A 23,031-nucleotide genomic window follows, 5' to 3' on the forward strand; every position below is an offset into this window, starting at 1 on the left:
GTGTGATTTAAGTGTTCACGTCGCGTCAACGTTCTGACGCAAAGACAAAGGTGAAAAGTATTTATGGTAAATTTTCGTCAGCCCAGGGATATTGCACAAGTGCTGCTAACGGTGCTGTTTTTAGCCATCATGATTGTGGCCTGTCTCTGGATTGTGCAGCCCTTTATCCTTGGTTTTGCATGGGCGGGTACGGTGGTCATCGCAACCTGGCCTATCCTGTTACGCTTGCAAAAACTACTGTGGGGACGCCGTTCACTGGCGGTGCTGGTAATGACCCTGCTGTTGGTACTGTTGTTCATCATTCCTATCGCGCTGCTGGTTAATAGCATTGTTGATGGCAGCGGACCGTTGATCCATGCCGTCACCGCTGGCGATATGACGCTGCCGGATCTGGCGTGGTTGAACAGTATTCCGTTGGTGGGAGCCAAAATGTATGGCGCATGGCACAGCCTGCTGGATATGGGCGGCGCGGCCATTATGGCCAAAGTTCGGCCTTATATTGGCGCCACAACCACCTGGTTTGTCGGTCAGGCTGCGCATATTGGCCGCTTTATGATGCATTGTGGCCTGATGCTGCTGTTCAGCGCCCTGCTGTACTGGCGTGGTGAGCAGGTGGCGTTAGGGATCCGTCATTTCGCGTGTCGTCTGGCATCCAAACGCGGTGATGCCGCCATTCTGCTGGCGGCGCAGGCCATTCGTGCTGTTGCGTTAGGTGTTGTGGTTACGGCTCTGGTGCAGGCGGTCCTCGGCGGCATTGGTCTGGCGGTAACCGGCGTGCCGTATGCGACGCTGCTGGCAGTATTAATGATCCTCTCCTGCCTGGTACAACTGGGGCCGCTACCGGTGCTGGTCCCGGCCATTATCTGGCTGTACTGGACCGGGGATTCAACCTGGGGCACCGTACTGCTGGTGTGGAGCGGCGTAGTTGGAACGCTGGATAACGTCATTCGGCCAATGCTGATTCGTATGGGGGCCGATTTGCCGCTGATCCTTATCCTTTCCGGAGTCATCGGCGGATTAATCGCATTCGGCATGATTGGTCTGTTTATCGGCCCGGTAGTCCTGGCCGTGTCCTGGCGTCTGTTCTCAGCCTGGGTAAATGAAGCTCCTGCGCCGGGGAGCGATCCAGATGAACTCCTCGCCGAAATAGAAAGCAACAAGTAACCCAACGTCAGGCGGCATTGCCGCCTGATTGTTTAGCAGTGTTAATCTATTTCACCCTGGTACTGAGTTAAACCGAACGGTACCCTCCCCGAAGCACTCATTTATGTCGCAAATTCTTTACAGTTTTTAAACTATTGAGATGAATCTGATCGACGCGAAAAATCTGTATGCCTACTATTAGCTCAAGGCTGTAGATCAACACATTGATTTATAAGCATGGAATTCCCCTGAGTGAAACAACGAATTGCTGTGTGTAGTCTTTGCCCATCTCCCACGATGGGCTTTTTTTTGTCCTTCACGCGCCTCTCCACTCGGCTGGTTGTAAAACACAGCACCTCTTCCCCGCTATCCAACAAATAATATTGCACAAAATACTGTGACTCTCTTCAAGCCGAAATATCCACAGCAATGTTATTACTATTCCACCGTCTTTTATGAGGTAATCAAATAATGAACGCATTAGAACTGCAGGTTATCCGCCATATTTTTGCTATGACGGTGGAGGAAAGCGCTATGTATATCTCGTGTGATAATAATGTTGTCGCATGGCAGCAATGGGAAAATGGCGAAAAGGAAATCCCGGATGACATCGCACACATTTGTCAAGAAATGAAAGCCAGGCGGAAAGTAAGAATTAATGCAGTTATCGACAAAATAAACAATCGTATCGGTAATAACACCATGCGCTTTTTCCCCGACCTGAACTCATTTCAGGCGGTTTATCATCACAACGATTTCCTCGACTGGAAAATCTATCAATCGGCTGCTGTTGAACTCTATGCTCACGACCTTGAGCGTTTGTGTTAAGTGTTACAACGCCATACCGATTTAGCCTATTCGCTGAGTAACATATTATGAAAAACACCTATTTCTCCACTGCGATAGGGCTGTACTTTAATTACCTGGTCCACGGCATGGGGGTCATCCTGATAAGCCTCAATATGTCTTCACTGGAACACCAGTGGCAAACCAATGCCGCGGGTGTCTCGATTGTTATTTCCTCACTGGGCATCGGTCGTTTAAGTGTCTTATTAATGGCAGGCATGCTCTCCGATCGCTATGGCCGCCGACCGTTTATTATTTTCGGCATGATCTGCTACCTGATTTTCTTTGTTGGCATCATCAATACTCATAGCATTTTTATCGCCTATGCATTTGGCTTTCTGGCGGGAATGGCCAATAGTTTTCTCGATGCCGGAACCTATCCCAGCCTGATGGAGGCGTTTCCCCGCTCACCCAGTACAGCCAATATATTAATAAAAGCCTTCGTCTCCAGCGGCCAGTTTCTGCTTCCCATGATTATCAGTTTGTTGGTGTGGGCCGAGCTTTGGTTTGGCTGGTCCTTTCTGCTGGCGGCAGCCATTATGATACTCAACGGCGTGTTTTTGTTTCGCTGTCGTTTCCCGACGCATCCAGGGCGTCAAACCTCCACCAGGGCATTACCTGCTCAACGGGAAATCCACCAATCTGAACATCGTTGCTCGATTCTCGATCTTGCCAGTTACACCCTGTATGGCTACATCGCCATGGCGACATTTTATCTGGTAAGCCAGTGGCTGGCGCAGTACGGACAGTTTGTCGCTGGCATGTCCTATACGTTATCTATCAAATTGTTAAGCATTTACACCTGCGGCTCTTTGTTGTGTGTATTGATTACTGCGCCACTGGCGCGCAAAGCGGAACGCGCGACATCGTTGTTGATGCTGTACACATTTATTTCATTTATTGCGCTGCTGATAGTTTGCCTGCATCCGACACCCTACGTGGTTATCGCGTTTGCGTTTGTCATTGGGTTTTCTTCAGCCGGAGGCGTGGTGCAAATCGGTTTAACACTGATGGCGGCACGCTTTCCATATGCGAAGGGTAAAGCGACCGGCATTTACTACAGCGCAGGCAGCATTGCGACTTTCACCATTCCGCTGATTACAGCCAGGATCTCAGAGACCAGCATTGCTCATATCATGTGGTTTGATACTGGTATAGCCGCTGTCGGTTTTCTGTTGGCTCTGTTTATTGGTTATCGCAGCCGCAGCGCCTTAAAGCATCAACTAAAAATGGCGACGGTCGCAAAATAATGGAGATGCAATATTATTCCTCTCCTCTGCAACATAATTGACTGCACTATTAAAATATCAGCAAAAATTCATCAGGAAGAATTAAATTCACAGTTTACGATGCAAAATACCTGGTAAGTTAAACGCCATGCTATGTAGGTTCTATGACTACTGAACGGTATATTAATCACAAGGTCGCCGAAATTTAAAAATATCGACAAGTACGGAACAATTTTAAAATCCGCAAGGAGTTGTGAAAATGTCTCAAAATAAGACCTTTAACACGCCATTTCTTCTGGCGATAACCTGTATTTATTTAAGTTATTTCCTACACGGTATTAGCGTCATTACGCTGGCGCAAAATATGACGTCTCTCGCAGAAAAATTCTCCACAGACAATGCCGGGATTGCCTATTTAATTTCTGGCATTGGTCTGGGACGACTGGTGAGCATTTTATTCTTTGGGGTGCTCTCAGATAAGTTTGGTCGCAAGGCGATTATCCTGCTAGGCGCTATTCTGTATATGCTGTTCTTCTTCGGCATTCCCGCTAGTCCTAATCTGATGATTGCCTTTATTCTGGCCGTTTGCGTTGGTGTGGCTAACTCGGCGCTGGATACCGGCGGCTATCCGGCGTTAATGGAATGCTTCCCCAAAGCATCAGGATCGGCGGTTATCCTGGTTAAAGCGATGGTCTCGTTCGGACAGATGATCTACCCCATTGTCGTCAGCACCATGCTGCTCAACCATATCTGGTACGGCTATGCGGTCGTTATTCCAGGAGTACTGTTCGTCGTTATCACCCTGATGCTGTTAAAAAGCCGCTTTCCCAGCCAGATGGTGGATGCCGGTATCGCCAAAGAGCTGCCACAGATGCACAGCAAACCATTGGTTTGGCTGGAAGGTGTCGCTTCCGTGATGTTTGGTGTCGCGGCGTTTTCAACCTTTTACGTCATCGTGGTCTGGATGCCGAAATACGCAATGGCATTTGCCGGCATGGCGGAAGCCGACGCCCTGAAAACCATCTCTTACTACAGTATGGGTTCGTTGGTCTGCGTATTTATTTTTGCCGCCCTGCTGAAGAAAATGGTTCGACCGATATGGGCAAATGTGTTTAACGCCGGGCTGGCAACCATCACCGCAGCGGTCATCTATTTATATCCCTCTCCGCTGGTGTGTAACGCCGGTTCATTTTTGATTGGGTTCTCTGCCGCTGGCGGTATTTTACAGCTTGGCGTCTCGGTGATGTCAGAGTTTTTCCCCAGGAGTAAAGCCAAAGTCACCAGCGTTTATATGATGATGGGTGGCGTAGCCAATTTTATTATCCCACTAATCACCGGATACCTTTCTAACATTGGCCTGCAGTACATCATTTTGCTGGACTTTGCATTTGCTCTGCTGGCCTTCATCACCGCCATCATCGTCTTTATTCGTTACTACCGCGTATTTGCTATCCCCAAAAATGATGTGCGGTTGGGCGAGCGTTATTTTCAATAAATTGTTTAGAAGGAGTATCAAATGGACGTAACTGCTAAATATGAACTGATTGGTTTAATGGCCTACCCTATCAGACATAGTCTGTCACCAGAAATGCAAAACAAGGCATTAGAAAAAGCGGGACTCCCTTTTACCTACATGGCATTTGAAGTCGATAACTCAACGTTTGCTAACGCGATTGCCGGCTTAAAAGCCTTAAAAATGCGCGGCACCGGGGTTTCAATGCCCAACAAGCAACTGGCCTGTGAATATGTTGATGAATTGACCCCTGCAGCCAAACTGGTCGGCGCGATTAATACCATCGTTAATGATGATGGTTACCTGCGCGGTTACAATACTGATGGTACTGGTCATATTCGCGCCATTAAAGAAAGCGGCTTCGATATTAAAGGTAAAACCATGGTACTGTTGGGCGCAGGTGGCGCGTCTACGGCTATTGGCGCGCAGGCGGCGATTGAAGGCATCAAAGAAATTAAGCTGTTTAACCGTAAAGATGAGTTCTTTGCTAAAGCGCAGGCGTTCGCCAAACGCGTTAATGAAAACACCGATTGCGTTGTGACCGTTATCGATCTCGCCGATCGACAGGCTTTTGCTGACGCGTTGGCCAGCGCGGATATTTTGACCAACGGCACAAAAGTCGGCATGAAGCCGCTGGAAAACGAATCTCTCGTGACCGACGTTTCCCTGCTGCGCCCGGACCTGCTGGTAACCGAATGCGTTTATAATCCGCATATGACCAAATTATTGCAACAGGCGCAACTTGCGGGTTGCAAAACAATTGATGGTTACGGCATGTTGTTATGGCAAGGGGCTGAACAATTCAAACTCTGGACCGGGAAAGATTTCCCACTGGAGTATGTGAAACAGGTTATGGGTTTTGCAGCCTGACGGGCACGCATTTGTAATATATTTAAAGGGTAATCAATGAAAACCGTAACCGTAAGAAACCTCGTCATTGGCGAGGGTGCGCCGAAGATCATTGTCTCGCTGATGGGTAAAGACATCCCCACGGTAAAAAGCGAAGCGCTGGCCTATCGCGAAGCGGATTTCGACATTCTGGAATGGCGCGTTGACCATTTCAGCGATGTCTCTTCCACAGATGCCGTGCTGGAAGCGGCTCGCACCATCCGCGATGTGATAGCGGACAAACCGCTACTTTTCACTTTCCGCAGCGCCAAAGAAGGCGGTGAACAGGCACTGTCTGTCGAAAACTATATTGCACTTAACCGTGCAGCAGTAGACAGCGGTCTGGTGGATATGATCGACCTGGAACTTTTCACCGGTGATGAGCAGGTTAGAGCGACCGTCGAACATGCCCACGCGAAAAATGTCAGCGTGATTATGTCGAATCATGATTTCCATAAGACGCCAGCCGCGGAGGAGATCATCCAGCGTCTGCGTAAAATGCAGGAACTTGGCGCGGATATTCCTAAAATCGCCCTGATGCCGCAAAACAAAACGGATGTGCTGACATTGTTGGGCGCTACGCTGGAAATGCATGAGCGCTATGCGGACCGGCCGATAATTACCATGTCGATGGCTAAAACTGGGGTGATTTCACGTCTCTCCGGCGAGGTTTTCGGTTCAGCAGCCACCTTTGGAGCAGTGAAAAAAGCGTCTGCCCCGGGACAAATTTCGGTCGCCGATCTACGTACTGTATTAACGATATTGCATCAGGCTTAATAACAGAATATATCCACATTACGATTAGCAATGCCCTGCCCCAGATATTCGCTTAACCACGAATATCTGGCTGGCAGCTAAGCCTGATTAAATTAACTCACAATATTATTGTCGACTATAACGACAGGTAGTCGCACGCATATAATCTGGAGTTTATATGAAATTTCCGAGACCAAACCGTATCGATGGTCGGGTACCCGTATTATCCGCAGCAGAAGCCATTAATTATATTCCTGATGAAGCAACACTTTGTGTATTAGGCGCAGGTGGCGGTATTCTTGAAGCAACTACATTAATTAATGCATTGGCAGAAAAATACAAAAACACGCAATCACCACGTAATTTATCATTAATTAGCCCAACGGGATTGGGTGACCGTGCCGACCGCGGAATCAGCCCGCTGGCGCAGGAAGGTTTAGTCAAATGGGCGCTCTGCGGCCACTGGGGGCAATCGCCACGAATCTCCGACCTGGCGGAGCAGAATAAAATCGCTGCCTATAACTATCCTCAGGGCGTATTGACCCAAGCTCTGCGAGCATCAGCAGCCCACCAGCCTGGCATTCTGAGTGACATCGGTATCGGTACGTTTGTCGATCCTCGCCAGCAGGGCGGCAAACTGAATGAGGTGACGACCGAAGATCTGATCAAAGTGGTGGAAATCGATAACAAAGAGTACCTCTATTACAAAGCCATTGCGCCAAACATCGCTTTTATTCGCGCGACTACCTGCGATAGCGAAGGCTACGCCACCTTTGAAGATGAAGTGATGTATCTCGATGCGCTGGTGATTGCCCAGGCCGTACACAACAACGGCGGGATCGTCATGATGCAGGTGCAAAAAATGGTGAAGAAAGCCACTTTGCATCCGAAAGCGGTGCGTATCCCGGGCTATCTGGTCGATATTGTGGTCATCGACCCCGACCAAACGCAACTGTACGGTGGCGCGCCGGTTAACCGTTTTATTTCCGGCGATTTTGTCCTTGATGACAGCCAGCAAATTGCCCTGCCGCTTAACCAGCGTAAACTGGTGGCCAGACGCGCGCTGTTCGAAATGCGTAAAGGCGCAGTCGGCAACGTTGGCGTGGGCATCGCCGACGGGATTGGCCTTGTCGCCCGCGAAGAAGGTTGTGCCGACGATTTTATTCTGACGGTCGAAACCGGCCCGATTGGCGGCATTACGTCTCAGGGCATCGCTTTTGGCGCCAACGTTAACACCCGCGCCATTCTGGATATGACCTCCCAGTTTGACTTCTACCACGGCGGCGGGCTGGATGTGTGTTATTTAAGTTTTGCTGAAGTGGATCGGCACGGCAACGTCGGCGTACATAAATTCAATGGCAAAATTATGGGCACCGGCGGTTTTATCGATATTAGCGCCACCTCCAAGAAAATTATTTTCTGCGGCACGTTAACTGCCGGAAGTTTGAAAACGGAAGTTGCCGATGGCAAGTTAAATATCATGCAGGAAGGTCGGGTGAAAAAATTCGTTAACGAATTACCTGAAGTGACGTTCAGCGGGAAAATTGCCCTTGAGCGTGGTCTCGATGTGCGCTACATCACCGAACGCGCTGTATTTACGCTAAAAGAAGATGGCCTCCATTTAGTTGAAATTGCGCCAGGAGTCTCTTTGCAGGAAGACATTCTCGACAAAATGGACTTCACGCCGATTATTTCCCCAGACCTGAAATTGATGGACGAAAGATTATTTATCGATGCCTCGATGGGCTTTGTATTACCCGACGCAGCCAATTAAAAGGAGTACCCTGATGGACTTTTCATTAACTGAAGAACAAGAACTGTTGCTTGCCAGCATTCGCGAGCTGATTACCAGCAATTTCCCGGAGGAGTATTTCCGCACCTGCGATCAGACGGCGACTTATCCGAAGGAATTTATGCGAGCCCTTGCGGACAACGGCATTTCGATGCTGGGCGTTCCGGAAGAGTTTGGCGGCATCCCGGCTGATTACGTCACCCAGATGCTGGCGCTGATGGAAGTGTCAAAATGTGGCGCGCCCGCATTTTTGATCACCAACGGTCAGTGCATCCACAGTATGCGACGTTTTGGTTCCGCCGAGCAGTTGCGTAAAACAGCAGAAAGCACCATGGAAACGGGCGATCCGGCGTATGCGCTGGCATTAACCGAACCGGGAGCAGGCTCCGATAATAATAGTGCCACCACCAGCTACACCCGCAAAAATGGCAAGGTGTATCTCAACGGGCAAAAAACATTTATCACCGGAGCTAAAGAGTATCCGTACATGCTGGTCCTGGCTCGCGACCCGGAGCCGAAAGATCCGAAGAAAGCCTTTACGCTGTGGTGGGTGGATTCTAAGAAACCGGGCATTAAGGTTAACCCACTGCATAAAATCGGCTGGCACATGTTAAGCACCTGCGAAGTCTATCTTGATAACGTTGAAGTGGACGAAAGCGATATGGTCGGCGAAGAAGGCATGGGCTTCCTCAACGTAATGTACAACTTTGAAATGGAACGCCTGATTAACGCCGCGCGCAGCACGGGCTTTGCCGAATGCGCCTTCGAAGATGCCGCCCGCTACGCTAACCAGCGCATCGCATTTGGTAAGCCGATTGGTCATAACCAAATGATCCAGGAAAAACTGGCGCTGATGGCAATAAAAATCGAAAACATGCGCAATATGGTGCTGAAGGTCGCCTGGCAGGCCGATCAGGAACAGTCGCTGCGAACCAGTGCGGCACTGGCAAAACTGTATTGCGCACGTACGGCAATGGAAGTGATTGACGACGCGATTCAGATCATGGGCGGACTAGGTTACACCGATGAAGCACGCGTATCCCGATTCTGGCGCGATGTCCGCTGTGAGCGGATTGGCGGTGGTACCGATGAAATCATGATTTACGTCGCGGGTCGCCAAATCCTGAAAGATTATCAAAATAAGTAAGCGGTATAACTGACCGGATAGCGCAGATGCGCTATCCGGGACCGTGCGGGGGAATCAGACTTCAGGCATCAGGCATTCTTGCTCAGCAAGGTTATTTTTAAACTGCTTACGATAATCGCTGGGAGTACATCCCACATGCCGCTGAAAAAGTTTGGCAAAATGATCGACGTTTTCATACCCTACCCGCCACGAAATTTCCGCCAACGAGGCCTCGGTATTGGTCAGGGAAAATTTCGCCTCTGTCATTCGTCGCTGAATAACATAATTGATGGGTGAAATACGATACTCCCGGGTAAATTCATGACAGATATAGCTCACGCTGGCGCGGAATTTTTTAGATAACTGTTCGAGAGTGATCTTTTCGCGGAAATTGTTATTTAAATAGACTAATACATCTTTAATTAGGACATCTTTTTTAATATATCCCTGTTCAGAGCGGTAAGCATTTTTAAAGTTTTCGTAATATAAAACGGTTAATGCATACGCGAATGCGTCATAAGCAGAAGATGTCAGGTTGTTCTTACTCTGCGGGAGCATCACCCCCAGTTCATTAAAAATACTCTTAATAACCTCTTTACCCTGACTGACGCTAATGACCGGACACGAGTGCGTCTGCAATAGCTGATTATCCTGCCAGCCGTTAAACCGAAAACCATAGAGCGCACAGGTGTAAGTGGTAGCCGGTGCGCTGCTATCAGATGCAACCGCATGCAATCGCCCTTGCTCAATCACCACAATGTCCCCGGCATGCGCGACATATAGCGAAGAGTCGATGATTAATCTTGCAACACCCTTTTTGACATAGATAAGCTCCGTTTCATTATCATGAACATGATGGCCGGACTCCCAGTTAGGATCATCGCTAATGACGAATCGGGAAAGTCTCGGCGTTTTCCCCTGCTCAAAAAGGGTCTCCATGGCATTATCAAAGCAGCGTTGATACATGACAACCTCCACCTAAAGGCAGTAATTTTGCGAATAATTAATATCGGAAAGCGAAAACGATAATGATGTTATACAACGTTATTCCTTGCTGGCGAAACAAAATTATTTGCGTCGACTGCAAGATGATACCTCCTGCCCCGTCGCGCTGTTCTCCACGATTATTGCCGTTTTATAAAAAACGAAAAGAATAAATGTTATTAATTCAACATTAACAATTTACATATCAGAAACAAATTAAGCGTATAAACGCTAAAAAACAGGATGCATTTCGCAATTATCCTTCCCTGGTTTGTGTGTTCTTTTTTTTCTTCAGTACACACTCCCGAGTTCCCGTTTATAAAACAAGCATCCCCGCAGCATTTTTTTTTGCAAGATTGTTGGGAATGAAAACAGATTGCTCCGTCGAAAACAGTCCCCTCTCTGCCGCACACTATTTTCAGTTAATTTTCCCTACTGTGGATGACTGGAGATGCCATGAAAATAATAACCTGCTTTAAGTTGGTGCCTGAAGAACAGGACATTGTTGTTACCCCACAGCGTTCGCTTAACTTTGACCGGGCCGACGCCAAAATCAGCCAGTTTGATCTGAATGCGATTGAGGCCGCGGCGCAACTGAGTACGGAAGGTGATGAAATCGTCGCTTTAACCGTGGGCGGCTCGCTACTGCAAAATTCCAAAGTGCGTAAAGACGTGCTGTCGCGTGGACCAGACAGTTTGTTCATGGTGCAGGATCCACAGCTGGAGCATTCATTGCCCCGCGACACCGCTCAGGCGCTGGCCTGCGCGGCCAAAAATATGAATTTCGACCTGATGCTGTTCGGCGAAGGATCGGGGGATATCTACGCCCAACAGGTTGGCTTACTGGTTGGCGAACTGTTGCAACTCCCGGTGATTAACGCCGTCAGCAACATCCAACGTAACGGCGACCGCATTATGGTTGAGCGCACGCTGGAAGATGAGGTCGAAGTGATTGACCTGCCGCTTCCCGCTGTACTCTGCGTAACCTCGGATATCAACACGCCGCGTATTCCCTCAATGAAAGCCATTCTCGGCGCGGGTAAAAAGCCCGTCACGCCGTGGCAAGCCAGCGATATTGGCTGGACGCCTGCGTCACCATTAGCAGAACTGGTGAGCCTCACCGTACCGCCACAAACAGAACGTAAGCACATCATTCTGGAAAATGACTCAGCTGAAGCCATAGCCGAACTGGCGGAACACCTGAAAAAAGCCCTGAACTAAGCTCAACGGAGAGAAATTGTCATGAGTAAATTAGCTAACGTATGGGTGTTCAGCGATAACGTAGAACGCTACGCAGAATTAATGACCGGCGCGCGCCAGTGGGGTGAACACGTCCATCTAATTGTCCAAGGCAGCGAACAGGCTAATCAGGTCAAACCTCTGGGTGCCGATGAGATAATCGTGCTCGAAGCCCCCTCCGGTTTACAGCGTGTAGAAAATTACGCCGAAACCATCGCAGCGCTGATGCAAGAACACGCCGGAATGCTGTTGATGCCCGCCACAAAGCGCGCGAAATCACTTGGGGCACGGTTAAGCATCCAACTCAATGCCGCGATGGTTAACGACGCAATATCGGTGACGCTTGAGGATAACACCGTGTTCGCAGAGCACCGCATGTATGGTGGTCTGGCATTCGGCAAAGAAAAAATCAAAAGCGCGCTGGCAATTATCACGCTAGCCCCAGGCCTGCTTGAACCCGTAGCGGAAAACGCATCGCACAATTGCCCTGTTGTCTCGGCAGCTTACATCGCACCGCTTCATGAAATTATGTGTCAGGAACGTCGCGCCAAATCCGTGAGCAGCGTGGACCTCAGTAAAGCAAAACGTGTGGTTGGTGTGGGTCGCGGCCTGGTTGCGCAACACGATCTGGAGATGGTGCACCAGCTGGCATCCGTACTGGGGGCTGAAGTGGGTTGTTCGCGCCCGATTGCCGAAGGCGAAAACTGGATGGAGCGCGAACGCTACATTGGCGTTTCTGGTGTGTTACTGAAGTCAGACCTTTATCTGACGTTGGGCATCTCAGGACAAATTCAACACATGGTCGGCGGTAATGGCGCGAAAGTCATTGTCGCTATCAACAAAGACAAGAAAGCCCCTATTTTCAATTACGCCGATTACGGCCTGGTAGGCGACATCTATAAAGTTGTTCCGGCTCTTATCGAACATCTCAGCCGCTAATCCCCCATTTAACGCACATCTCCCGCTGCCTTGCGGCGGGAAAGGAGCATAAAGCATGTCAGATGAAAAATTTGATGCCATTGTGGTCGGTTCTGGCGTGGCGGGTACCGTTGCAGGCTACGTTATGGCGAAGGCCGGGCTGGAGGTGCTGGTCATCGAACGCGGAAACAGTGCGGGCAGTAAAAATATGACCGGTGGGCGACTCTACGCGCATAGTCTGGAACGCATCATGCCAGGATTCGCGCAAGAAGCGCCACTCGAACGTAAAGTGACCCGCGAAAAAATATCCTTCCTGACCGAAGAGAGCGCCGTAACGCTCGACTTTCATCGGGAAAAAGACAACGCGCCAGCACAGGATTCTTACACCGTGTTGCGCAACCGGCTTGATCCCTGGCTGATGGAAAAAGCAGAACAGGCAGGCGCGCAGTTCATCCCCGGCGTCCGCGTTGATGCGCTGATCCGCGAAGGTACCAGAGTCACCGGCGTGCAAGCCGGTGACGATATCCTCGAAGCCAATATTGTCATCCTGGCCGATGGCGTCAACTCAATATTAGGACGGTCGCTGGGGATGATCCCTCCCTCTTCTGCTCACCACTATGCTGTTGGCGTAAAGGAGTTGATCGGCTTACCTCCGGCTGTGATTGCAGATCGATTCAACCTCTCAGGCGATGAAGGCGCAGCCTGGCTGTTTGCCGGTTCACCGTCCGATGGACTGATGGGGGGAGGCTTTCTGTATACCAACCAGGACTCGGTCTCTCTGGGGCTGGTATGCGGGCTGGGGGATATTGCTCACGCGACGAAAAGTATTCCGCAGATGCTGGAAGACTTTAAGCAACACCCGACTATTCGTCCGCTGATTGCGGGAGGAGAACTGCTGGAGTATTCCGCACATATGGTGCCGGAAGGCGGGCTGGCAATGGTACCCAAACTGGTTGATGACGGCGTAATGATCGTCGGCGATGCCGCGGGTTTCTGTCTGAATCTGGGTTACACGGTGCGTGGTATGGATTTAGCAATAGCCTCCGCAGAAGCCGCCGCCCAAACCGCCATTGCAGCCAAAGAACGCCGGGACTTCTCCGCCAGCAGCCTGATGGACTACAAACGCGCCCTTGAACGGGGCTGTGTGATGCGTGATTTACAGCATTTTCGCAAGATCCCGGCGCTGATGGAAAACCCGCGCTTGTTCACCCAATACCCTCGCATGGTCGCGGATATCATGAACGATATGTTCACCGTTGACGGACGTCCGAACCAGCCGATTCGTAAGATGATGATGTCCCATGCGAAGAAAATTGGGTTGATGAACTTACTGAAAGACGGCATCAAGGGGGCAACTGCGCTATGAGTCAGGACAATACCGTTAACGTCGACGTCAAGCTGGGCGTCAATAAATTCAATGTCGATGAAGGTCACCCGCACATTATTCTGGCCGAACATCCCGACCTTAACGAATTTCGCAAACTGCTGAAGGCCTGTCCCGCCGGACTGTATAAGCAGGACGAGAGTGGAAATATTCATTTTGATTCTGCTGGCTGCCTGGAATGTGGCACCTGTCGGGTGCTGTGTGGCGATACGATCCTCGAACAATGGGAGTATCCGGCAGGAACATTTGGCATTGATTTCCGCTACGGCTAACGGACTGAACCGTTGCACCCCGGATCGGCCTCCACGGCCAATCCGGTCAGACGTATGCCGATATTATCCTGGGAATAACGAATGAGTATCACACTAACGTTTAACGCCGAACGTCGCGAAGCCTGGCGACAACAAGGTTTATGGGGAGATGCTTCGCTTGGCGATTACTGGAACCAAACAGCCAGAGCCATGCCGGATAAAATCGCCGTGGTTGATAATCATGGCGCTTCATATACCTATACCGCACTCGACGGTGCCGCCAGCAGTCTGGCGAGCTGGTTTTTAGCCTGCGGTATTCAACCCGGCGATCGCGTCGCTTTCCAGTTGCCGGGCTGGTGCGAATTTACCATTATTTATCTGGCCTGCCTGAAAACCGGAGCCGTTTCCGTCCCGTTACTACCCGCCTGGCGCGAAGCGGAGTTGGTATGGGTATTGAATAAATGCAAAGCGAAGATTTTTTTCGCACCTACCCTGTTTAAACAAAGCCGACCGGTCGATTTGATCCTCCCCTTACAAAACCAGTTACCGCATCTGCAACAGATTGTCGCCGTGGATAAACTGGCGCCGGCAACCACCTCGCAGGCGCTCAGCCAACTGCTTTTAGCCCCGCCGTTGAGTCAAACGATTAACGTCCACGCGGATGAACTGGCAGCGGTACTGTTTACCTCCGGGACCGAGGGAATGCCGAAAGGCGTAATGTTAACTCACAATAACATTCTTGCCAGCGAACGCGCCTACTGCGCCCGTCTCAATCTCACCTGGCAAGATGTGTTTTTAATGCCCGCGCCGCTTGGCCACGCTACCGGTTTTCTGCACGGCGTTACCGCACCATTTTTAATCGGCGCACGCAGCGTGTTGTTGGATATTTTTACTCCAGACGCCTGTCTCGATGTGCTGGAGCAACAGCACTGCACCTGCGTACTCGGCGCAACGCCATTTGTCTATGACATGTTGTGTCGCATGGAAAAACGCTCCTGCGATCTCTCCTCGCTACGCTTTTTTCTATGCGGAGGTACCACCATTCCGCAAAAGATTGCCCGTGACTGCCAACGGCTCGGCATTAAATTGTTAAGCATATATGGCTCAACGGAGAGCTCGCCGCATGCGCTGGTCAATCTCGATGATTCACCTTCCCGCATGATGACCACCGACGGCTATGCTGCCGCAGGGGTCGAAATTAAAGTCGTCGATGAAGCGCGCAATACCCTGCCCGCAGGAGTAGAAGGTGAAGAAGCCTCGCGTGGTCCCAATGTTTTTATGGGCTACCTCGATGAACCCGAACTGACCGCCCGTGCGCTGGATAAAGAAGGTTGGTATTACAGTGGCGACTTGTGCCGGATGGACGACGCGGGATACATCAAAATCACCGGGCGTAAAAAAGACATTATTGTGCGCGGTGGGGAAAATATCAGCAGCCGCGAGGTGGAGGATATTTTATTGCAGCATCCACGCATTCATGATGCCTGCGTTGTCGCGATGCCGGACGAACGGTTAGGTGAAAGGTCGTGCGCTTATGTGGTACTAAAAGCCCCGCATCATTCGCTGTCGCTGGAATCTGTCGTCGCCTTTTTTAGCCGCAAACGGGTGGCAAAGTATAAATACCCGGAGCATATCGTGGTTGTCGAGAAGTTACCGCGCACAGCGTCCGGTAAGGTACAAAAATACCAGTTGCGTCAGGATATTATTAAACGTTTGAGCATGGAGAGTGTTGCAGGATAGAGTGCCGGATGGCGATGCTAACGCATCTTATCCGGCCTACGTTAAATAGGCCGGATAAGGCATGATATTACTTGTTCAGTTCAGCCAGGCTCAGCCAGGTCTGTACTACGGTGTCCGGGTTCAGCGACAGACTGTCGATCCCCTCTTCCATCAGCCAGGCCGCGAAGTCTTCGTGGTCAGAAGGTCCCTGACCGCAAATACCCACGTATTTGCCCTGTTTCTTAGCAGCGCGAATCGCCATCGACAGCAGCGCTTTCACCGCGTCGTTACGCTCATCAAACAGTTCAGAAACCACACCCGAGTCACGGTCCAGGCCCAGCGCCAGCTGCGTCATGTCGTTTGAGCCGATGGAGAAGCCATCGAAGTACTCAAGGAACTGTTCTGCCAACAGGGCGTTAGACGGGATCTCGCACATCATGATGATCTTCAGGCCATTCTCACCGCGTTTCAGCCCCTGACGCGCCAGCTCTTCAACCACCGCTTTCGCCTGGGCAACGGTACGTACAAACGGTACCATCACTTCAACGTTAGTCAGACCCATGTCGTTACGGACACGTTTCACCGCGTCACATTCCAGTGCGAAACAGTCGCGGAAGCTGTCTGAAACGTAACGGCCCGCCCCGCGGAAGCCCAGCATTGGGTTCTCTTCGTGCGGTTCATAACGCTCACCGCCAACCAGGTTAGCATATTCGTTGGACTTAAAGTCCGACATACGCACGATGACGCGTTTCGGATAAAACGCCGCGCCCAGCGTCGCGATCCCTTCCGTCAGACGACCAACGTAGAATTCACGCGGAGAGTCGAAACCTTTCATCATGCCGCGGATTTCATTTTGCAGCTCAGGCGTCTGGTCATCGAACTCCAGCAGCGCACGGGGGTGCACGCCGATCATGCGGTTAATGATAAATTCCAGGCGCGCCAGACCAACGCCTTCGTTCGGCAGGCAGGCAAAGTCGAAAGCCCGGTCCGGGTTGCCGACGTTCATCATCACCTTCAATGGCAGATCCGGCATAGTCTCCACGCTGGAGCTCTTCACGCTGAAATCAAGCATCTCAGCGTAAACATAACCGGTGTCGCCTTCGGCACAGGAGACAGTGACCTTCTCACCATCCTTCATGCGCTCGGTGGCATCGCCACAGCCAACCACGGCAGGGATCCCCAGTTCACGGGCAATGATCGCCGCGTGACAGGTACGGCCGCCACGGTTGGTCACAATCGCCGCCGCTTTCTTCATGATCGGTTCCCAGTCCGGGTCGGTCATATCAGTCACCAGTACGTCGCCGGGCTCAATACGGTTCATTTCGCTGATGTCGTGAATAACTTTGACCGGGCCGGCGCCAATGCGGTGACCGATGGCGCGACCTTCAGCAATAATTTTACCCTGGGCGTGCAGCGTATACCGCTCCATCACCTGCCCGCGAGAACGCACGGTTTCCGGACGAGCCTGAACAATGAACAGCTTGCCTGTATGACCGTCTTTCGCCCATTCGATGTCCATCGGACGACCGTAGTGCTTCTCGATCTGTACCGCCTGCTTCGCCAGTTCCTGCACTTCGTCATTGGTCAGAGAGAAAATATCGCGCTGTTCCTGCGGCACATCCTCAATGGTCACCTGCTTACCGTGTTCCTGGGTTGGCGCGTAGACCATACGGATTTTTTTCGATCCCATGGTGCGACGAACGATAGCCGGACGGTTAGCCGCCAGAGTCGGTTTGTGCACGTAGAACTCATCCGGGTTAACGGCCCCCTGCACCACCATCTCGCCCAGGCCCCATGCGGAAGTGATAAACACCACCTGGTCGAAACCGGATTCGGTATCGATGGAGAACATAACGCCTGAGGACGCAAGGTCGGAGCGCACCATCCGCTGGACGCCAGCAGAAAGCGCCACGCCACGGTGATCATAGCCCTGGTGAACACGATAAGAGATCGCGCGGTCGTTAAACAGCGAAGCAAATACGTGTTTGATAGCGACCAGGACAGCATCGAAGCCCTGGACGTTGAGGAAGGTTTCCTGCTGACCTGCAAATGACGCATCTGGCATATCTTCTGCGGTGGCGGAAGAACGCACGGCAAAAGAGGCATGGGCATCGTCTGCTGACAGCTGCGCGTAGGCATCGCGGACGGCATTTTCCAGCTCCGGCTGGAAAGGAGTGTCGATAATCCACTGGCGGATCTGTGCCCCGGCTTTCGCAAGCTCGGTAACATCATCAATATCCGTTTTATCCAGCAGCTCATAAATGCGCTGGTTTACACCGCTTTGGTCCAGAAACTGGTTAAACGCATCGGCGGTTGTTGCAAAACCATTCGGTACGGAAACACCCATACCGGAAAGGTTAGTAATCATTTCACCCAGGGAGGCATTTTTGCCCCCAACTCTGTCTACATCATTCATGCCGAGTTGGTTATACCAAAGCACCAGCGGTGACGAGCCATTGTTGGACATCGAACAATCCTTATATATGAACGAGGTTAGGAAACTCAATTTTGCGTATTTATCTTTGCATATTTACCGCGGCGAAAAAAACGGTGAATCGTTCAAGCAACTTTATTTTTTATTTTTTAAGATTGTTTCCGCATTTGCGCAAACCCGCGAGCGACACGGGATCACCACAAAAACTATCGGTATAAACATTTGTTCCGAAAAATGAAATGTACTTTTCATTAAATATAAAAATAGCGTTTCAGTTTATAAAAGTGATAGCGCAATATTCGCTTCTGGCGAATTTTAATTTATGCTTTCAGAGAATTATGTCTGCCCCAGGATGCGCAAAATGGATAATGCTGTTGATCGTCACGTTTTTTATATTTCTGATGGTACGGCCATCACCGCCGAGGTATTGGGCCACGCGGTAATGTCGCAATTTCCGGTCACTATCAACAGCATTACGCTGCCGTTTGTTGAAAACGAGAGTCGCGCGCGCGCGGTTAAAGACCAGATTGATGCCATTTACCAACAAACCGGCGTGCGTCCTCTGGTGTTTTACTCCATCGTCTTGCCGGAAATCCGCTCAATCATTCTGCAAAGCGAGGGGTTTTGTCAGGATATCGTGCAGGCGCTGGTCGCCCCATTGCAGCAAGAGATGAAGCTCGACCCAACGCCGATAGCCCATCGTACCCACGGCCTGAATCCCGGCAACCTCAACAAGTACGATGCGCGTATTGCCGCCATTGATTACACTCTTGCCCATGACGATGGTATTTCGTTGCGCAACCTCGATCAGGCACAGGTGATCCTGCTCGGCGTTTCCCGTTGCGGCAAAACCCCGACCAGTTTGTATCTGGCCATGCAATTTGGTATCCGCGCGGCCAACTACCCCTTTATTGCCGATGATATGGATAACCTGGTGCTGCCCACGTCCCTGAAGCCGCTGCAGCATAAACTGTTCGGCCTGACCATCGACCCCGAACGCCTGGCGGCGATCCGCGAAGAGCGACGCGAGAACAGCCGTTATGCCTCTCTGCGCCAGTGTCGGATGGAAGTTGCCGAAGTGGAAGCACTGTACCGGAAAAATCAGATCCCATGGTTGAACAGTACCAATTACTCGGTAGAAGAGATTGCCACCAAGATCCTCGACATTATGGGGCTGAATCGCCGCATGTACTAGAATGCTAGTGCATTGGTTCGATTTTTTGTTATTATGCTCGCCACCAGGCCGGATGAGTGTGATATTGTGATGCACATCACTTCCCGGTAGTCCTGCCGTTGAAGCAACAAATTTCTGAGACAAGTAATGAACAGAACCGATGAACTCCGTACTGCGCGTATTGACAACCTGGTCACTCCAGCAGAGCTTGCGCAGCGGCATCCTGTTTCGTCCTCCGTCGCCCGTCATGTTACGGACTCCCGACGCCGGATAGAAAAAATATTGAACGGTGAAGACCCCCGTTTGCTGGTGATCGTAGGCCCTTGCTCGATTCACGATCTTGATGCCGCAGTGGAATACGCCACGCGTCTACAGGCGCTGCGCGAAAAGTACCAGACGCGTCTCGAAATCGTGATGCGTACCTATTTTGAAAAGCCACGCACCGTCGTGGGCTGGAAAGGCTTAATTTCCGACCCGGATCTGAACGGCAGCTACCGTGTGAACCACGGCATTGAGCTGGCGCGTAAATTGCTGTTGCAGGTCAATGAACTGGGTGTACCCACGGCAACGGAATTCCTCGACATGGTGACCGGCCAGTTTATTGCCGATTTAATCAGTTGGGGCGCCATTGGCGCGCGCACCACTGAAAGCCAGATCCACCGCGAAATGGCGTCTGCTCTTTCCTGCCCGGTTGGGTTTAAGAACGGGACGGATGGCAATACCCGTATCGCCGTCGATGCGATTCGCGCCTCCCGCGCCAGCCATATGTTCCTCTCCCCGGATAAAACCGGCCAGATGACCATTTATCAGACCAGCGGTAACCCATACGGGCATATCATTATGCGCGGTGGTAAAAAGCCAAATTATTATGCTGAAGATATTGCCGCCGCCTGCGATACCCTGCACGAATTTTCCCTGCCTGAGCATTTGGTCGTCGATTTTAGCCACGGTAATTGCCAGAAGCAGCATCGCCGTCAGCTGGAAGTGTGTGATGACGTATGCCAGCAAATTCGCAACGGTTCGACGGCGATTGCCGGGATCATGGCGGAAAGTTTCCTGCGCGAAGGCACGCAAAAAATCGTCAGCGGTCAGCCGCTGGTTTACGGTCAGTCGATTACCGACCCGTGCCTGAACTGGGAAGATACTGAACTGCTGGTGGACAAACTCGCCTCTGCGGTTGATAGCCGTTTTTAACGCTGTACACCGGGTAACACCACGTTGCCCGGTGGTAATTCTTTGTTTTTCCCTTCATTGTTGTGCAAAAACCGTTCCCGTCACAATTATTTCACAAAAACGCTTGCCGCAAATTTGCAGTTTGATGATAATGATTATCATTGTTATATTGATTGCTATTTTTAAACTCTATGTCACGTATGGATAACACAACAGCAACGCCTGCAAAAGAAAAAACACCGCCTGCCGTCGCCGCAACCGAGCGTCGCATTGACAGTAAAAGTCTGCTGGGCAAAGAAGGACGCGTGATTATAGAGCACGATGGTCAGCACTACCTGCTGCGCCAGACCCATGCTGGAAAACTCATTCTGACTAAATAAACAACACTTTTCGCCAGCCACCCAGGTGATACCCAGGCAGCCAGCGCTTTTCGATTTTCTAATGGAGAGTTGCTATGCCACACCTGCACACCGCATCCTTGCGCCCATCGCTCCTGGCGTTGGCGATTGTCAGTAATCTTCCCGTCGTTGCCTGGGCGGCGGTAGAGGATATGACCGTCACCGCCACCGGCAACGCCCGTAGCGCCTTTGAAGCGCCGATGATGGTCAGCGTTATCGACGCTACTGCACCTGAAAACCAGACTGCCAGCTCGGCAGCCGACCTGTTACGGAAGGTTCCGGGCCTGTCCCTGGACGGTACGGGCCGGACAAATGGTCAGGACGTCAATCTGCGCGGCTATGACCGTCGCGGCGTTCTGGTACTGGTAGATGGCGTTCGCCAGGGAACCGATACCGGGCACCTGAACAGTACCTTCCTCGATCCGGCGCTAATCAAGCGGATTGAAGTGGTACGCGGCCCTTCCGCACTGCTGTATGGCAGCGGCGCGCTGGGTGGCGTAATCGCCTATGACACTGCGGATGCTAAAGATCTGCTGGCAGCCGGACAAAACAGCGGTTATCGCGTGTTCGGTACCGCAGCTACCGGCGATCATAGCCTCGGTATGGGCGCCAGCACATTTGGCCGCACCGATACCCTCGATGGGCTGCTGGCCTGGTCCAGCCGCGATCGCGGTAATTTGCGCCAGAGCGACGGTACTACCGCTCCGAACGACGAAGCGATTAACAATATGCTGGCGAAAGGCAGCTGGAAAATTGACAGCGCTCAGACGCTGGCCGGCTCGCTGCGTTATTACAACAATGATGCCCGGGAACCTAAAAACCCACAAACCAGCGCGGCGGATGCCACCAGCAATCCAATGACCGAACGCTCAACCATCCAACGCGATGCGCAACTGACTTACTCCCTCTCCCCGGCGGATAATGACTGGCTGAACGCGGATGCGCGCATCTACTGGTCCGAAGCGCGTATTAATGCACAAAACACGGATAGCACCGGCGAATTTCGCAAGCAGACCACCAAAGGCGGGAAAATCGACAACCGTAGCCGCCTGTTTACCGACTCATTTGCTTCTCACCTGATGACCTACGGTGGCGAATACTATCGTCAGGAACAGCAACCGGGTGGCGCAACCACCGGTTTCCCGGAGGCAAAAATCGATTTCAGCTCCGGCTGGCTACAGGATGAAATTACCCTGCGCGACCTGCCGGTTACGCTGTTGGGTGGTACCCGGTACGACTCTTATCGCGGTAGCAGCGACGGCTATGAAGACGTCGATGCCGACAAATGGTCGTCCCGCGCTGGACTCACCGTTGCGCCTGCCGACTGGCTGATGCTTTTCGGTTCATACGCTCAGGCCTTCCGTGCCCCAACCATGGGCGAGATGTATAACGATGCGAAGCACTTCTCGATTGGCCGTTTTTACACCAACTACTGGGTGCCAAATCCGAACCTGCGTCCGGAAACCAACGAAACACAGGAATACGGATTTGGCCTGCGCTTTGACGATCTGTTGATGGCAAGCGATGCGCTCGAATTTAAAGCCAGCTATTTCGACACCAAAGCCAAAGATTACATCTCTACCAGCGTCGATTTTGCCGCCGCGACAACGACATCCTATAACGTTCCCAACGCCAAAATCTGGGGCTGGGACGTAATGGCGAAATACACCGCCGACCTGTTCAGTCTCGATATGGCCTATAACCGCACGCGGGGTAAAGATACTGACACAGGTGAGTACATTTCCAGCATTAACCCGGACACCGTCACCAGCAAACTGAACGTGCCGGTTGCGCACAGCGGTTTCTCCGTTGGCTGGATAGGTACATTTGCTGACCGCTCAACGCACATCAGCAGCAACTACGCCAAACAACCCGGCTATGCGGTAAACGACTTCTACGTGAGCTATCAGGGGCAACAGGCGCTAAAAGGCATGACCACCACACTGGTACTGGGCAACGCCTTCGACAAAGAGTACTGGTCGCCGCAGGGCATTCCGCAGGATGGCCGCAATGGCAAAATTTTCGTGAGTTATCAGTGGTAATCACTTTTCCCCGGTTCGCCGG

19 protein-coding genes and 1 other RNA gene are annotated in these 23,031 nt (G+C 51.4%); 18 read left to right on the top strand and 2 right to left on the bottom strand.

Going from position 1 to position 23,031, the window contains the following annotated elements:
• Positions 1–63: 63 nt before the first annotated feature.
• The 9 genes from ydiK (at position 64) to FDW96_RS09430 (ending at position 9,314) form a co-directional block, all read left to right on the top strand.
• Positions 64–1,164 carry an AI-2E family transporter YdiK gene (gene ydiK / locus FDW96_RS09390; protein WP_042308772.1) on the top strand — a complete coding sequence of 367 codons (1,101 nt, stop codon included), beginning with the start codon at positions 64–66 and terminating at the stop codon, positions 1,162–1,164.
• A 184-nt stretch (positions 1,165–1,348) separates the two neighbouring features.
• An RNA gene (rprA, locus tag FDW96_RS09395) (antisense sRNA RprA) lies at positions 1,349–1,456 on the top strand.
• 158 nt (positions 1,457–1,614) lie between these two features.
• Complete coding sequence (locus FDW96_RS09400; protein WP_137365580.1) at positions 1,615–1,971, top strand: YdiL family protein; 357 nt, start codon at positions 1,615–1,617, stop codon at positions 1,969–1,971.
• A 47-nt stretch (positions 1,972–2,018) separates the two neighbouring features.
• Positions 2,019–3,239 (top strand): MFS transporter, encoded by a 1,221-nt coding sequence (locus FDW96_RS09405; RefSeq protein WP_042308774.1) that lies wholly within the window; start codon positions 2,019–2,021, stop codon positions 3,237–3,239.
• A 238-nt stretch (positions 3,240–3,477) separates the two neighbouring features.
• Positions 3,478–4,713, top strand: coding sequence for an MFS transporter (locus tag FDW96_RS09410; protein WP_079224424.1), 1,236 nt, complete (start codon positions 3,478–3,480; stop codon positions 4,711–4,713).
• Between the two features lie 21 nt (positions 4,714–4,734).
• A complete protein-coding gene (gene ydiB / locus FDW96_RS09415; RefSeq protein ID WP_042308776.1) occupies positions 4,735–5,601 on the top strand; it encodes a quinate/shikimate dehydrogenase in 867 nt (288 codons plus the stop codon).
• A 36-nt stretch (positions 5,602–5,637) separates the two neighbouring features.
• Positions 5,638–6,396, top strand: coding sequence for a type I 3-dehydroquinate dehydratase (gene aroD, locus FDW96_RS09420; protein WP_137365581.1), 759 nt, complete (start codon positions 5,638–5,640; stop codon positions 6,394–6,396).
• A gap of 157 nt (positions 6,397–6,553) precedes the next feature.
• Positions 6,554–8,149, top strand: a complete 1,596-nt coding sequence (locus FDW96_RS09425) for an acyl CoA:acetate/3-ketoacid CoA transferase (RefSeq protein ID WP_042308778.1) — start codon at positions 6,554–6,556, stop codon at positions 8,147–8,149.
• Between the two features lie 13 nt (positions 8,150–8,162).
• Positions 8,163–9,314 (top strand): acyl-CoA dehydrogenase, encoded by a 1,152-nt coding sequence (locus FDW96_RS09430; RefSeq protein WP_038640230.1) that lies wholly within the window; start codon positions 8,163–8,165, stop codon positions 9,312–9,314.
• Between the two features lie 54 nt (positions 9,315–9,368).
• On the opposite strand, the gene FDW96_RS09435 is transcribed toward FDW96_RS09430, so the two are convergent.
• A complete protein-coding gene (locus FDW96_RS09435; protein ID WP_061381443.1) occupies positions 9,369–10,259 on the bottom strand; it encodes an AraC family transcriptional regulator in 891 nt (296 codons plus the stop codon).
• A 474-nt stretch (positions 10,260–10,733) separates the two neighbouring features.
• Here FDW96_RS09435 and FDW96_RS09440 point away from each other — a divergent pair, with 474 nt between their 5' ends.
• The 5 genes from FDW96_RS09440 (at position 10,734) to fadK (ending at position 15,809) form a co-directional block, all read left to right on the top strand.
• Positions 10,734–11,498, top strand: coding sequence for an electron transfer flavoprotein (locus tag FDW96_RS09440; protein ID WP_137365582.1), 765 nt, complete (start codon positions 10,734–10,736; stop codon positions 11,496–11,498).
• 21 nt (positions 11,499–11,519) lie between these two features.
• Positions 11,520–12,455: an electron transfer flavoprotein subunit alpha gene (locus FDW96_RS09445; RefSeq protein WP_042308782.1), complete on the top strand. Its 936-nt coding sequence runs from the start codon at positions 11,520–11,522 to the stop codon at positions 12,453–12,455.
• Positions 12,456–12,510: 55 nt separating this feature from the next.
• On the top strand, positions 12,511–13,800 hold the full coding sequence (locus tag FDW96_RS09450; protein WP_137365583.1) for an FAD-dependent oxidoreductase: 1,290 nt from the start codon (positions 12,511–12,513) through the stop codon (positions 13,798–13,800).
• Positions 13,797–14,090 (top strand): ferredoxin, encoded by a 294-nt coding sequence (locus FDW96_RS09455; protein WP_038640220.1) that lies wholly within the window; start codon positions 13,797–13,799, stop codon positions 14,088–14,090. Before FDW96_RS09450 ends, FDW96_RS09455 begins: the two co-directional genes overlap by 4 nt.
• Positions 14,091–14,171: 81 nt before the next feature.
• Positions 14,172–15,809: a medium-chain fatty-acid--CoA ligase gene (gene fadK, locus FDW96_RS09460; protein WP_137365584.1), complete on the top strand. Its 1,638-nt coding sequence runs from the start codon at positions 14,172–14,174 to the stop codon at positions 15,807–15,809.
• A gap of 67 nt (positions 15,810–15,876) precedes the next feature.
• Here the strand turns inward: fadK and ppsA are convergent, their stop codons facing one another.
• On the bottom strand, positions 15,877–18,255 hold the full coding sequence (ppsA, locus tag FDW96_RS09465) for a phosphoenolpyruvate synthase (protein WP_042308787.1): 2,379 nt from the start codon (positions 18,253–18,255) through the stop codon (positions 15,877–15,879).
• Positions 18,256–18,583: 328 nt separating this feature from the next.
• Here ppsA and ppsR point away from each other — a divergent pair, with 328 nt between their 5' ends.
• The 4 genes from ppsR (at position 18,584) to FDW96_RS09485 (ending at position 23,009) form a co-directional block, all read left to right on the top strand.
• A complete protein-coding gene (gene ppsR / locus FDW96_RS09470; protein WP_038640212.1) occupies positions 18,584–19,417 on the top strand; it encodes a posphoenolpyruvate synthetase regulatory kinase/phosphorylase PpsR in 834 nt (277 codons plus the stop codon).
• Between the two features lie 126 nt (positions 19,418–19,543).
• Positions 19,544–20,590: a 3-deoxy-7-phosphoheptulonate synthase AroH gene (gene aroH, locus FDW96_RS09475; protein WP_079224452.1), complete on the top strand. Its 1,047-nt coding sequence runs from the start codon at positions 19,544–19,546 to the stop codon at positions 20,588–20,590.
• A 170-nt stretch (positions 20,591–20,760) separates the two neighbouring features.
• Positions 20,761–20,949: a hemin uptake protein HemP gene (gene hemP / locus FDW96_RS09480; protein ID WP_038640207.1), complete on the top strand. Its 189-nt coding sequence runs from the start codon at positions 20,761–20,763 to the stop codon at positions 20,947–20,949.
• 74 nt (positions 20,950–21,023) lie between these two features.
• A complete protein-coding gene (locus tag FDW96_RS09485) occupies positions 21,024–23,009 on the top strand; it encodes a TonB-dependent hemoglobin/transferrin/lactoferrin family receptor (protein WP_061381447.1) in 1,986 nt (661 codons plus the stop codon).
• Positions 23,010–23,031: the final 22 nt, after the last annotated feature.

The organism is Citrobacter sp. TBCS-15, from assembly GCF_005280815.1.
Lineage (GTDB): Bacteria > Pseudomonadota > Gammaproteobacteria > Enterobacterales > Enterobacteriaceae > Citrobacter > Citrobacter werkmanii.

What these genes read in the sequence shown, in the direction of transcription:
- ydiK (WP_042308772.1), top strand. Translation starts at nt 64, where the DNA reads ATGGTAAATTTTCGTCAGCCCAGGGATATTGCACAAGTGCTGCTAACG.
- hemP (WP_038640207.1), top strand. Translation starts at nt 20,761, where the DNA reads ATGTCACGTATGGATAACACAACAGCAACGCCTGCAAAAGAAAAAACA.
- ppsA (WP_042308787.1), bottom strand. Translation starts at nt 18,255, where the DNA reads ATGTCCAACAATGGCTCGTCACCGCTGGTGCTTTGGTATAACCAACTC.
- FDW96_RS09455 (WP_038640220.1), top strand. Translation starts at nt 13,797, where the DNA reads ATGAGTCAGGACAATACCGTTAACGTCGACGTCAAGCTGGGCGTCAAT.
- aroD (WP_137365581.1), top strand. Translation starts at nt 5,638, where the DNA reads ATGAAAACCGTAACCGTAAGAAACCTCGTCATTGGCGAGGGTGCGCCG.
- aroH (WP_079224452.1), top strand. Translation starts at nt 19,544, where the DNA reads ATGAACAGAACCGATGAACTCCGTACTGCGCGTATTGACAACCTGGTC.
- FDW96_RS09435 (WP_061381443.1), bottom strand. Translation starts at nt 10,259, where the DNA reads ATGTATCAACGCTGCTTTGATAATGCCATGGAGACCCTTTTTGAGCAG.
- ydiB (WP_042308776.1), top strand. Translation starts at nt 4,735, where the DNA reads ATGGACGTAACTGCTAAATATGAACTGATTGGTTTAATGGCCTACCCT.
- FDW96_RS09450 (WP_137365583.1), top strand. Translation starts at nt 12,511, where the DNA reads ATGTCAGATGAAAAATTTGATGCCATTGTGGTCGGTTCTGGCGTGGCG.
- FDW96_RS09425 (WP_042308778.1), top strand. Translation starts at nt 6,554, where the DNA reads ATGAAATTTCCGAGACCAAACCGTATCGATGGTCGGGTACCCGTATTA.
- FDW96_RS09445 (WP_042308782.1), top strand. Translation starts at nt 11,520, where the DNA reads ATGAGTAAATTAGCTAACGTATGGGTGTTCAGCGATAACGTAGAACGC.
- ppsR (WP_038640212.1), top strand. Translation starts at nt 18,584, where the DNA reads ATGGATAATGCTGTTGATCGTCACGTTTTTTATATTTCTGATGGTACG.
- FDW96_RS09400 (WP_137365580.1), top strand. Translation starts at nt 1,615, where the DNA reads ATGAACGCATTAGAACTGCAGGTTATCCGCCATATTTTTGCTATGACG.
- FDW96_RS09430 (WP_038640230.1), top strand. Translation starts at nt 8,163, where the DNA reads ATGGACTTTTCATTAACTGAAGAACAAGAACTGTTGCTTGCCAGCATT.
- FDW96_RS09485 (WP_061381447.1), top strand. Translation starts at nt 21,024, where the DNA reads ATGCCACACCTGCACACCGCATCCTTGCGCCCATCGCTCCTGGCGTTG.
- fadK (WP_137365584.1), top strand. Translation starts at nt 14,172, where the DNA reads ATGAGTATCACACTAACGTTTAACGCCGAACGTCGCGAAGCCTGGCGA.
- FDW96_RS09410 (WP_079224424.1), top strand. Translation starts at nt 3,478, where the DNA reads ATGTCTCAAAATAAGACCTTTAACACGCCATTTCTTCTGGCGATAACC.
- FDW96_RS09405 (WP_042308774.1), top strand. Translation starts at nt 2,019, where the DNA reads ATGAAAAACACCTATTTCTCCACTGCGATAGGGCTGTACTTTAATTAC.
- FDW96_RS09440 (WP_137365582.1), top strand. Translation starts at nt 10,734, where the DNA reads ATGAAAATAATAACCTGCTTTAAGTTGGTGCCTGAAGAACAGGACATT.